The organism is Streptomyces sp. NBC_01689 (genome assembly GCF_036250675.1).
Classification (GTDB): domain Bacteria; phylum Actinomycetota; class Actinomycetes; order Streptomycetales; family Streptomycetaceae; genus Streptomyces.
The window spans coordinates 6997648-7009690 of sequence record NZ_CP109592.1 but is presented as its reverse complement, the minus strand read 5'-3'; the positions used below and the strand labels follow the sequence as shown (position 1 = coordinate 7009690).

Here is a 12043-nt window from a genome sequence, read left to right as displayed (position 1 = left end):
CCAGGACCAGTGACCGAACACCAGTGCCTACGAGCGGGTCCCGGAGGCCGGTCCTGTCCGGCGCCGACCGGTACTGTCCGGCTCTGACCGGCCCTCGTCGGGTGAGGCCCCGGTCAGTCCTTGTGGACGGTCCCGTCGGGGTCGAGTCCGCGGAAGGACAGCAGCACGATGAGGATGCCGCCGCACACGATCGCCGAGTCGGCGAGGTTGAAGACGGCGAAGTGCTTGGGCGCGATGAAGTCGACGACCGCGCCCTCGAAGACGCCGGGCGAGCGGAAGATCCGGTCGGTGAGATTGCCCAGCGCGCCGCCCAGCAGCAGTCCGAGCGCGATCGCCCAGGGCAGGCTGTAGAGCTTGCGCGCGAGCCGGGCGATCACGACGATCACCGCGGCGGCGATCACCGTGAAGATGATCGTGAACGCCTCACCGAAGCCGAAGGCCGCGCCCGCGTTGCGGATGGCCTCGAACTGCAGCCAGTCCCCGACGATCTCGATCGGCGCGTGGTGCTCCAGCTTCGCCACCACGAGCAGCTTGCTGACGAGATCCAGGGCGTACGCCAGCACGGCGACGGTGAACAGGACCGCGATCCTGCGCCTGCCCTTGGGCGGCTGGGCCGGGGCCGCCGCCCCGTCGTCCGTCCCGGGCCCCCCGGCCGCGGACGACTCGCCGGAGCCGGAGCGGTCGCCCGGCGTCGTGTTCGCGTCGGACTGCTCCGGCTCGGACCCCGTCGTTCCTGGGGAATCCGGCGTACCGATGATGCGCTCCGCCTCTGCCACGTGAGTGAGTCCCTCGACCTAGGTGCCTGACTGAGGACGAGGGTACGTCACACCTCCCGGCATTCACGTGCGCAGGAGCCCTCCCACGCCGGTCAGTACCGACGTTCCTGCTTCTGCTTGCATTCGACGCACAGAGTGGCGCGCGGGAAGGCCTGCATCCGGGCCTTGCCGATGGGCTCCCCGCAGTTCTCGCAGAGCCCGTACGTACCCGCGTCGAGCTTCTCCAGAGCGCGCTCGGTCTGGACGAGCATCTCGCGCGCGTTGGCCGCCAGCGCCATCTCCGACTCGCGGGTGATGTTCTTCGTGCCGGTGTCCGCCTGGTCGTCGCCCGCGCCGTCCCCGGAGTCGCGCATCAGGCCCGCGAGCGACTCCTCCGACGACGTGATCTCGGTGCTCAGCCGCAGCGCCTCGGACTGCAGCTCCGCGCGGGCGTCCGCGACCTCCTCCGGGGTCCAGGGGTCTTCGCCCGGGCGGACGGCGAGCTCGCCCGGCTCCACCGCGGAGATCCGCGCCTTGGGGAGCGCGGTGGGCTTCCCGGCCGCCGTGGCCGTGCCTGGGGTCTTCTTCGCAACCACCGTCGGGGCTCCCGTCGTCTTCGCGGCCCGGGCCGCGTCCTCGGCCGCGGAAGCGGCCGTCTTCTTCGCCCTGCTCGCGGGCTTCCTCGCGGTGCCCGTGCTCTTCTTCACCGCGCCGACGGCGGTCCTCCCGGACCTGCCACCGCTCTTCCCGGCCGCGCTCCCGGCGGCCTGTTCCGACGCGGCGGCCTTCGCGGCGGCTCCCGCCTCCGGCCCCGGCTCCGACGCCGTGCCCGCATCCTCCGACACGGACTTCTCGGCCACCGTCCTCTTGGTGGCCGTCTTCTCGGCGACGGTCTTCCTGGCGGCCTTCTTCCCGGCACCGCCGCCCGCCGGCGCCGCGCCGTTCCCGTGCTCCGCCGACGCCCCCCGCGCACTCTTCTTGCCGCTCACGTCCTTGGCCGCCGGACCCGTGGACCTTCCGGACGCCGACTGCTGTACGGCGGTCTTCTTCGCCACCATGGCCGCGGCCCCTTCACATATTGTGATCTTGCGCGCAAATCGCTCTGGGACGATAAATCGACTTCCGGCCCGCGGCAACGGGGCACGCCCACCTTCCGACGCCACGCAGGTCCCGCCTGACGAGCCTGCATGCGTTGTGCCCAGCTCCCCGCCGGGTAATCCGCCGGGACCGGCGTCCCGGAACGCGGGACGCGGCGCCCCGGCATTCGGGTCAGCCCGACCGCCGCCGCGACACCCCGGTCCGCGGCGCCCGAGGACACCGGAAAACCGGTCGGCCGCCGTGCGTGCGGCGCCGTACACTGGGCCCAGCGAGAAGCGTGGATGGGGACGAGTAGCGGCGTACGCGGCCAGGAGCGACCCGGGGACGGTGGAAGCCCGGGGGCCAGCGCGACGCGAAGATCACCCCGGAGCCGCCGGAAGAAAGCCGCAGCCGACAGGCCGCGGCGAGTAGACCCGGCATCGCGACCCCAATGAGGGGGCCCGCCGGCGCACAGCACGTGCCGGCGAGCCAAGGAGGGTGGTACCGCGGGAGCACGCCGCACACGGCGTCCGCAGCAGCTACTGGGCAGCGGCAAGGGCTCTCGTCCCTCCGGACGGAAGGCAGAAAGTCCGCCGGAGGAAGCTCGCTGATGACAACGCCGACGTACCGCCAGGTGCCCGCCCAGGTCGACCTGCCCGCCCTCGAGCACGCCGTGCTCGATTTCTGGCGCGAGCAGAAGATCTTCGCCAAGAGCCTGGAGCAGTCCGAGGGGCGCCCCGAGTGGGTGTTCTACGAGGGCCCGCCCACCGCGAACGGCATGCCGGGAGCGCACCACATCGAGGCGCGCGTCTTCAAGGACGTCTTCCCGCGCTTCCGCACCATGCGCGGCTACCACGTCGCCCGCAAGGCCGGCTGGGACTGCCACGGCCTGCCGGTGGAGCTCGCCGTGGAGAAGGAGCTCGGCTTCACGGGCAAGCAGGACATCGAGGCGTACGGCATCGCCGAGTTCAACGCCAGGTGCCGCGAGTCCGTGACCCGTCACACCGACGCCTTCACCGACCTCACCAACCGCATGGGCTACTGGGTCGACCTGGACGACGCGTACCGCACGATGGACCCCGAGTACGTGGAGTCCGTGTGGTGGTCGCTGAAGGAGATCTTCAACAAGGGCCTGCTGGTCCAGGACTACCGCGTCGCGCCGTGGTGCCCCCGCGACGAGACAGGCCTGTCGGACCACGAGCTGGCACAGGGCTACGAGACCATCGTCGACCCGTCCGTCTACGTCCGTTTCCCCCTCACCTCCGGTCCGCTGGCCGGCGAGGCCGCCCTCCTGGTGTGGACGACGACGCCGTGGACGCTGGTCTCCAACACCGCGGTCGCCGTGCACCCCGCCGTCACCTACGTGGTCGCCACGAACGGCGAGGAGAAGCTCGTCGTCGCCGAGCCGCTCGTCGGGAAGGCGCTCGGCGAGGGCTGGGAGACCACCGGTGAGACCTTCACCGGCGCCGAGATGGAGCGCTGGACCTATCAGCGGCCCTTCGAGCTGGTCGAGTTCCCCGAGCCCGCGCACTACGTGGTGAACGCCGAGTACGTGACGACCGAGGACGGTACGGGCCTCGTCCACCAGTCCCCCGCCTTCGGTGAGGACGACCTGAAGGTCTGCCGCTCGTACGGACTGCCGGTGGTGAACCCGGTCCGCCCGAACGGCACCTTCCAGGAGGACGTCCCGCTCGTCGGCGGCGTCTTCTTCAAGAAGGCGGACGAGAAGCTCACCGAGGACCTCCAGGACCGCGGACTGCTCTTCAAGCACGTCCCGTACGAGCACAGCTACCCGCACTGCTGGCGCTGCCACACCGCGCTCCTCTACTACGCGCAGCCGTCCTGGTACATCCGCACCACCGCCGTCAAGGACCGTCTCCTCCAGGAGAACGAGAAGACCAACTGGTTTCCGGAGTCGGTCAAGCACGGCCGCTTCGGCGACTGGCTGAACAACAACATCGACTGGGCCCTGTCCCGCAGCCGCTACTGGGGCACCCCGCTCCCGCTGTGGCGCTGCGAGAACGACCACCTCACCTGTGTCGGCTCCCGCGCGGAGCTGACCGAGCTGACCGGCACCGACCAGTCGGAGCTGGACCCGCACCGCCCGTACATCGACGCCGTCACCTTCACCTGCCCGCAGTGCGAGGCGACGGCCACCCGCGTCCCGGAGGTCATCGACGCCTGGTACGACTCGGGTTCGATGCCGTTCGCGCAGTGGGGCTACCCGTACAAGAACAAGGAGATCTTCGAGAGCCGTTACCCGGCGCAGTTCATCTCGGAGGCCATCGACCAGACGCGCGGCTGGTTCTACACGATGATGGCGGTCGGCACGCTCGTCTTCGACAAGTCGTCCTACGAGAACGTGGTCTGCCTGGGCCACATCCTCGCCGAGGACGGCCGCAAGATGTCCAAGCACCTGGGCAACATCCTGCAGCCGATCCCGCTGATGGACCAGCACGGCGCGGACGCGGTGCGCTGGTTCATGGCGGCCGGCGGTTCCCCCTGGGCGGCCCGCCGGGTCGGCCACGGCACCATCCAGGAGGTCGTCCGCAAGACGCTCCTGACGTACTGGAACACGGTCGCCTTCCAGGCCCTGTACGCCCGCACCTCCGGCTGGGCGCCCAGCGAGGCGGACCCGGCCCCGGCCGACCGTCCGGTCCTGGACCGCTGGCTCCTGTCCGAACTGCACGCCCTCACCGACCAGGTGACCCAGGCGCTGGAGGCCTACGACACCCAGCGCGCCGGGAAGCTTCTCTCGGCGTTCGTCGACGACCTCTCCAACTGGTACGTGCGCCGCTCTCGCCGTCGCTTCTGGCAGGGGGACAAGGCCGCGCTGCGCACCCTGCACGAGGTCGTCGAGACGGTGACGCGGCTGATGGCCCCGCTCACCCCGTTCATCACCGAGCGGGTCTGGCAGGACCTGATCGCGCCGGTCACGCCGGGCGCCCCGGAGTCCGTGCACCTGTCGTCGTGGCCGGAGCCGGACCTGTCCGCGATCGACCCCGGGCTGTCACGGCAGATGGTGCTGGTCCGCCGGCTCGTCGAGCTCGGCCGCGCCACCCGCGCGGAGTCCGGCGTCAAGACCCGCCAGCCGCTCTCCCGGGCGCTGATCGCGGCGACCGGTTTCGACTCGCTCGACCCCGAACTGCACGCGCAGATCACGGAGGAGCTGAACGTCAGCGGTCTCGCCTCGCTCTCCGAAGTGGGCGGCTCGCTGGTCGACACCACGGCCAAGGCGAACTTCCGCGCGCTCGGCAAGCGCTTCGGCAAGGGCGTCCAGGCCGTCGCCATGGCCATCGCCGAGACGGACGCGGCGGCCCTCTCCCTCGCCCTGCGCGAGGGCACGGCCGCGGTGCTGGTCGAGGGCGAGACGGTCACCCTGGCTCCCGACGAGGTCATCATCACGGAGACCCCGCGCGAGGGCTGGTCGGTGGCCTCCGACTCGGGGGCCACGGTCGCGCTCGACCTGGAGATCACCGAGGAGCTGCGCCGGGCGGGCCTCGCCCGCGACGCGATCCGCCTCATCCAGGAGGCCCGCAAGAACAGCGGCCTCGACGTGGCGGACCGGATCGCCCTGCGCTGGACGTCCACGGACCCGGCCGTCATCTCGGCCCTGTCCGAGCACGCGGACCTCATCGCCGACGAGGTCCTCGCCACGGACTTCGCCCAGGGCCAGGCCGACGACGCCTACGGGGCCCCGTTCACCGACGAGTCCCTGTCGCTGACCTTCCGTCTGCACAAGGCCTGACACCGGGCGGCGGGGCCCATCCCCGCCTCGCCGCCCCCCCCTCCGCGCTTCCGTCCCGGGGACGGAAGCGCGGAGGAAAGCCCGCGACGATCCCCGGGGAGCATGCCTGACCGCGCGCACCCGGCATCCGCCGACGAAGAGGGACCCGGCCGGGGTCCGCCGACGATGTCGGCGGGCCCCGGCCTTCGGCGTCGCGTACCCCGTACGGATGTCCCACGGGAACCGCGGGTCGTCCGCGGCGGCACGGGAAAAGGGCGGGGCCCCCGGAAGATCCGGGGGCCCCGCCCTGAACGCCGGCCGACGCCTAAGGCGTACGGGAGGCCGTCAGTTGTCGTCCTCGTCGATGAGGAACCCGCGCATCGGCGAGGGCGCCTGCTGCATCGGCGACGGGCCCTGGGGCCGCACCGGAGCCATCGGCTGGGTCATCGCGGGAGACATCTGCTGCTGCCCGCCGTACGAGGGCGCCGCCGGTGCCGGAGCACCGCCCATGCCCTGTCCGCCGCCGTAGGACGGAGCGCTCGCGCCGGCCGGAGCCATCGAGGGCGCCGCGGGCGAGGGCAGCGAGGGAGCGGCCGGGGAACGCGGCGGGGCGAGCGAGTCGTCCGCCTGCGTCTCCAGCTGCCGCAGCTGCGACTCCAGGTAGGACTTCAGACGCGTGCGGTACTCGCGCTCGAAGCCGCGCAGGTCCTCGACCTTGCGCTCCAGCGTGGCGCGGGCGGACTCCAGGGAGCCCATCGCGACGCGGTGCTTCTCCTGCGCGTCCCGCTCCAGCGCGTCGGCCTTGGCGCGGGCGTCGCGCTCCAGACCCTCGGCGCGGCTGCGGGCCTCACCGACGATCTTGTTGGCCTCGGAACGGGCCTCGGCGATCGCCTGGTCGGCGGTCTGCTGGGCCAGCGAGAGCACCCGGGCGGCACTGTCGCCACCGGGACCCTGGCCGGGCTGCCCCATCTGCTGGCCGTGACCGCCCATGGGACCACCCATGGGTCCGCCCATCGGGCCGCCCATCTGCTGCATCTGCTGCATCTGGCCGGGCATCTGCTGCTGCATCTGCTGACCGGGACCCTGACCCATCGGACCCTGGCCCATGGGGCCCTGGCCCATCGGACCCTGGCCCATGGGGCCCTGGCCCATCGGACCCTGACCCATGGGGCCCTGGCCCTGCTGGCCACCCTGGGCGCTGGGGCCCGCGGGCAGCTGCGGCGCACCGCTCGGCAGCTGGGGCGGGCCGCCCATGGGGCCGCCCATCTGCTGCTGCGGCGGGCCCGATATGCCGGCGGGTACGGGAGCGCCCGGACCGCGCATGCCCTGCGGCGGCCCCTGCTGCTGGTCCTGCTGCTCGGGCGGCTTGCGCATGCCCTGCTGCTGCTGGTTCTGCGCGGCCGCGCGCGTGGCCGCGGCCAGCTTCGCCCGCAGGTCCTCGTTCTCGCGGAGCAGGCGCGTCAGTTCGGCTTCGACCTCGTCGAGGAAGGCATCGACCTCGTCCTCGTCATAGCCTTCTCGGAGGCGGACGGTCGTGAACTGCTTGTTCCGCACGTCCTCGGGGGTCAACGGCATCTCTTCACCTCAACGTAGTCGTCGGCATTCGGCAAGACCGTATCGTTCACAGCCGGCTCACGACGGAGATCAGGATGTAGACGATGATCATCAGTACGAAGAAGGACAGGTCAAGCGCCACGCCCCCGAGACGCAGCGGCGGAATGAACCGCCGCAGAAGCTTGAGCGGTGGATCGGTGACAGTGTAAGTGGCCTCGAGAACGACCACCATCGCCTTGCCGGGTTGCCATGAGCGGGCGAACTGGAAGACGTAGTCCATGACCAACCGGAAGATCAGCACGATGAGGAAACACATCAGCGCGATGTACAGAACCTGCCCGACCACGCTCATGATCCGTGCTTCCCTCTCCCCTGTTTCCCACGTTGTTCCGGTCCTGCGTCTCAGCTCTGGTTGAAGAACCCGCCCTCTGCGATGCGGGCCTTGTCCTCCGCCGTGACATCGACGTTAGCAGGCGACAACAGGAACACCTTCTGCGTCACCCGCTCGATGCTGCCGTGGAGACCAAACACCAAACCGGCCGCAAAGTCGACAAGTCGCTTCGCGTCCGTGTCATCCATCTCGGTCAGATTCATGATCACCGGGGTGCCTTCACGGAAGTGTTCCCCGATGGTACGGGCCTCGTTGTACGTCCGCGGGTGGAGCGTGGTGATCCGGTACGGCTCTCGTTCCGACACGACCTTGGGCATGATCACCGGTGCGTTCTTCTCCAGGCTCGCGCGTTCTTGTGTGATGGATGCCACGGGCGCGATGCGCGCCGGACGGCCTGATTCCGCAGACAGCGAAGCGGAATGCGGCACCGGCTCGCGCTGCGCGGGAGGCTGCACCACTCGTACCGATTCGTCCCGTTGGGACTGGTGCGCCTGATGTGACTGGTGCGGCGGCTCGTGCCGCCGGCGGTCCCGCTCGGGCTCCGGATCAAGCTCGGGCTCGAACTCGTCGTCGGGGTCGAATCCCCTGCCGTCGTACCCATCGTCCTCCACGAGGCCGAGGTAGACCGCCATCTTGCGCATCGCGCCGGCCATGCTCTGAGTCCTCCGCTCTGTGGTGGATCGGCTGACGAATAGCCAAGTGCCCGCGATCCACGAGGTCGTTATGCCCGCCTGTGGCGGTAATGACCATATTTTCTGCTGTGGTCCGACTTCTTGGCGACGTTACCCGAGCCCGGGTCGGACTCCGAGTACCGCCGTACCGACGCGCACATGTGTCGCTCCGGCCGTCACGGCCTGTTCGAGGTCCGCACTCATCCCTGCGGACACCATGTTCGCAGCCGGATGCGCGCGGCGCATAGCAGTCGACAAATCCATCAGTCGCGCGAACGCGTCCTGGGGGCGCCCCGCGTAGGGCCCGGTGAGGGGTGCGACGGTCATCAGCCCGTCGAGCCGCAGTCCCGGAGACCGCTCGACGAGGTCCGCCAACTCCTCGACCCCGCCCGCCCCCACGCCGCCGCGCTCGCCCCGGCCGCTCTCCTCCGCGTCCAGCGCGACCTGGATGAGACACCCCACCTCGCGCTCCACCCGCACCGCCTCCTTGGACAGGGCCGTGACGAGCCGGGAGCGGTCGACGGACTGCACCACATCCGCGTAACCGACCACCGAACGCACCTTGTTGGTCTGCAACTGACCGACGAAGTGCCAGGCGAGGGACAGATCGGAGCAGGCGGCGGCCTTGGGGGCCGCGTCCTGGTCCCGGTTCTCGGCGACATGGCGCACGCCGAGCTCCGACAGGATCCGCACATCGCTCGCGGGGTAGGTCTTGGTGACCACGATCAGGGTCACCTCTTCGCGCTTGCGCCCGGCGGCCGTGCACGCCGCGGCGATGCGTTCTTCCACTTTCGCCAGGTTCGCGGCGAGTTGAGCCTTACGGTCCGTCATGCCCCATCAGTCCAGCCAGACATAGCCCGCGAGCCGCCCGGTGGTGCGGTCCCGTCGGTACGAGAAGTGGTCCTTCGACTCCAGCGTGCACGCCGCCGACTGCTGCCGGTCGCGCACCCCGAGCCGCTCCAGTTGCGCGTGCACCCCGGCGGTCACGTCGACCGCGGGGGTGCCCCAGCTGGTCTCGGAGTGGGCGGCGGGTTCGACGGCGGCGACCTCGGCGCGCATCGCGTCCGGCACCTCGTAGCACCGGCCGCAGACCGCGGGTCCGGTGCGGGCCACGATCCTGGCCGGCTCGGCGCCGAGTTCCACCATGGCCCGTACGGCGGCGGGGACGACCCCCGCGACCATCCCGGGCCGTCCCGCGTGGGCGGCCGCCGCGATCCCGGCGACGGGATCGGCGAGCAGGACCGGTGTGCAGTCGGCCGTGAGGACGGCGAGGGCGAGCCCCCGGCGCGCGGTGACGACCGCGTCGACGGACGGGATCTCCGAGGAGCCCCAGGGGGCGTCCACGACCGCCACGTCCGGCCCGTGCACCTGGTTCATCCAGACGACCCGGTCCGGGTCCAGGCCGAGGGACCTGGCGGCCAGTTCACGGTTGGTCCGTACGGCGTCGGGGTCGTCGCCGACCGCTCCGCCGAGGTTGAGCTCCTCGTACGGAACGGCGCTCACCCCGCCCCACCGGTCGGTGAAGGCGAAGTGCGCGCCGCTCACGGTGCTCGTCTCGGAGCGCTGTCCTATCACTTGAGGAAGTCCGGCACGTCCAGCTCTTCGGCCGCGCTGTCCGAGTAGGTGCGGGACGGCGGGACCGGCGGGGCCACCTGGATCTCGGGGACCGGCTCCGGAGCGGGCTCCGGCGCCTCCTTCGGCGTGACGGAGCCGAGCGAGCCGAAGGACGGACGGCTCTCGGGGGTCCGTACCGGCGCGGGCTCCTCGCGCTGCTTGGCCGCGGTGGAGCCGAGGACGTTGTCCCGCTTGGCCGGCGGCTGGCCGCCGTCGAAGCCGGCGGCGATGACGGTGACCCGCACCTCGTCGCCCAGCGCGTCGTCGATGACCGCGCCGAAGATGATGTTGGCCTCGGGGTGCGCGGCCTCGCTGACCAGCTGGGCGGCTTCGTTGATCTCGAACAGGCCGAGGTCGGAACCGCCGGAGATGGAGAGCAGGACACCGCGGGCGCCGTCGATGGAGGCCTCCAGGAGCGGCGAGGAGATCGCCATCTCCGCGGCCGCCACCGCACGGTCGTCGCCGCGCGCCGAGCCGATGCCCATCAGCGCGGAACCCGCCTCGGACATCACGGACTTGACGTCGGCGAAGTCCAGGTTGATCAGGCCGGGCGTGGTGATGAGGTCGGTGATGCCCTGGACACCGGAGAGCAGGACCTGGTCCGCCGACTTGAACGCGTCGAGGACCGAGACCTGACGGTCCGAGATGGACAGCAGCCGGTCGTTCGGGATGACGATGAGGGTGTCGACCTCTTCGCGGAGTTCGGCGATGCCGTCCTCCGCCTGGTTGGCGCGGCGCCGTCCCTCGAAGGTGAACGGACGGGTGACCACGCCGATGGTCAGGGCGCCCAGCGAACGGGCGATGTTGGCCACGACGGGGGCGCCGCCGGTGCCGGTGCCGCCGCCTTCGCCGGCCGTCACGAAGACCATGTCGGCCCCCTTGAGGACCTCCTCGATCTCCTCGCGGTGATCCTCGGCCGCCTTCCGGCCGACGGCCGGGTTGGCTCCGGCGCCGAGTCCGCGGGTGAGTTCGCGGCCGACGTCGAGTTTGACGTCGGCGTCGCTCATCAACAGAGCTTGCGCGTCCGTGTTGATGGCGATGAACTCGACGCCCTTGAGACCGACCTCGATCATCCGGTTGATGGCATTGACACCACCGCCGCCGACACCGATGACTTTGATGACTGCGAGGTAGTTCTGCGGTGCTGCCACGTCGAAGGCCTCTCGCCTCGAGTTACGTGTCGTCGCCTCGCACGCTCGCGATCCGACGACTGATGCCGAATGGGACGGTCCGAACGCCGACCCGAACCCTAACGCTGAAGTTTAGGGTTACCAGTGTGTCTGTTCCTTGGACTCTTCCGAACAGGACACTAAGTCGACAAGTGGCGCACGTTCAACGAACACGCCGAACCTCCCGTTTTTCTTTTCACCCTATGTGATCAGCCGTAGCGCTGCCCAACCAGGGTGCTGGCCTGCGCTGATGTGCGTCAACTACCGGCTGACGAGGGGGCGGTGGGGACGCTCACGTCGAAGTGCCGGGCCTTCGGAGCTGCTTTCATGAGAGCGGTGAGTGTCCGCGCCTTCGCGCGACCCTTCTCCCCGCTCCCCCACTCGACGTCGCGCCCGTCGCCCAGTTCCAGCGAGATGGAGTCGTACGAGCGGACCTTGACGGTCCGGGTGGCGCGGGCGACGGAGGCCGGGAGGTCCCCGGCGACCCGCACCGCCTCGCGCACCAGCCGGTCGGCGGGAAAACGGCGCAGGGCCGCCGTACGGGACGGCGTCAGTTCGAGCAGGGCCACGTTCTTCGGGGCCGTCGGAACCGTCGCGAACCGCACACCCTTGGCGTCCACTTCGACGTACTTGCCGCCCTTGCCCCCCTTGCCCGGGGCTCGCACCACCAGGACCGGGGTGCGTTCGGTCACCTTCAGCCCGATTCCGTGCGGCCAGGAACGGACGACGTCGACCGAGTCGATCCGGGGCAGTCTGCGCAGCAGCCGCGCCTCCACGGCGTCGGTGTCGACGGAGACCAGCGGCGTCCCGTCCGGCACGTCGGCCGCCTCGCGCACCTGCCGCGGTGTCAGCACCCGGGTGCCGGAGACGGACAGCCGCTCGACCCGCAGCCACTGCGAGCCGTACAGCAGCCAGACCACCCCGGCGCCGGCCAACACCAGGGCGAGCAGCAGGGCGATGAGCACACGGAGGCGGCGCAGCCGCGTCTGGCGGGGCGGCCGGGGCGGGCCGGACCTCAGCTTCTGCCGTTCACCGCGCTCGGCGGTCGTCGGTCCGGCCACGCTCCCTGCCTTCCCTCACATGTG

At 70.7% G+C, this 12043-nt stretch carries 10 protein-coding genes; 1 reads left to right on the top strand and 9 read right to left on the bottom strand.

The window, feature by feature from the left end; translation table 11 throughout:
- Positions 1-113: 113 nt before the first annotated feature.
- Positions 114-776 (bottom strand): signal peptidase II, encoded by a 663-nt coding sequence (lspA, locus tag OG776_RS29915; protein WP_148013561.1) that lies wholly within the window; start codon positions 774-776, stop codon positions 114-116.
- A gap of 92 nt (positions 777-868) precedes the next feature.
- Positions 869-1813, bottom strand: a complete 945-nt coding sequence (locus OG776_RS29910; RefSeq protein WP_187285987.1) for a TraR/DksA family transcriptional regulator — start codon at positions 1811-1813, stop codon at positions 869-871.
- 629 nt (positions 1814-2442) lie between these two features.
- Between OG776_RS29910 and ileS the strand changes: the two genes are divergently transcribed.
- Entirely contained in the window at positions 2443-5580 is a 3138-nt protein-coding gene (gene ileS, locus OG776_RS29905; RefSeq protein WP_329322818.1) for an isoleucine--tRNA ligase, read from the top strand.
- 324 nt (positions 5581-5904) lie between these two features.
- Here ileS and OG776_RS29900 read toward each other — a convergent pair whose 3' ends face one another.
- The 7 genes from OG776_RS29900 to OG776_RS29870 all read right to left on the bottom strand — a co-directional run bounded on the left by OG776_RS29900 (position 5905) and on the right by OG776_RS29870 (position 12019).
- On the bottom strand, positions 5905-7134 hold the full coding sequence (locus OG776_RS29900; protein WP_329322817.1) for a DivIVA domain-containing protein: 1230 nt from the start codon (positions 7132-7134) through the stop codon (positions 5905-5907).
- Positions 7135-7180: 46 nt separating this feature from the next.
- Positions 7181-7465, bottom strand: coding sequence for a YggT family protein (locus OG776_RS29895; RefSeq protein WP_028803186.1), 285 nt, complete (start codon positions 7463-7465; stop codon positions 7181-7183).
- Between the two features lie 50 nt (positions 7466-7515).
- On the bottom strand, positions 7516-8157 hold the full coding sequence (locus OG776_RS29890; protein WP_148014095.1) for a cell division protein SepF: 642 nt from the start codon (positions 8155-8157) through the stop codon (positions 7516-7518).
- A gap of 129 nt (positions 8158-8286) precedes the next feature.
- Positions 8287-9006, bottom strand: coding sequence for a YggS family pyridoxal phosphate-dependent enzyme (locus OG776_RS29885; RefSeq protein ID WP_148013564.1), 720 nt, complete (start codon positions 9004-9006; stop codon positions 8287-8289).
- A 6-nt stretch (positions 9007-9012) separates the two neighbouring features.
- On the bottom strand, positions 9013-9750 hold the full coding sequence (gene pgeF, locus OG776_RS29880) for a peptidoglycan editing factor PgeF (protein ID WP_148013565.1): 738 nt from the start codon (positions 9748-9750) through the stop codon (positions 9013-9015).
- Complete coding sequence (ftsZ, locus tag OG776_RS29875) at positions 9747-10940, bottom strand: cell division protein FtsZ (protein WP_148013566.1); 1194 nt, start codon at positions 10938-10940, stop codon at positions 9747-9749. The genes pgeF and ftsZ overlap by 4 nt, the downstream gene beginning before the upstream one ends.
- 275 nt (positions 10941-11215) lie before the next feature.
- The gene (locus OG776_RS29870) at positions 11216-12019 is read right to left on the bottom strand and encodes a cell division protein FtsQ/DivIB (RefSeq protein WP_329322816.1); all 804 of its coding nucleotides are present in this window, start codon (positions 12017-12019) and stop codon (positions 11216-11218) included.
- Positions 12020-12043: the final 24 nt, after the last annotated feature.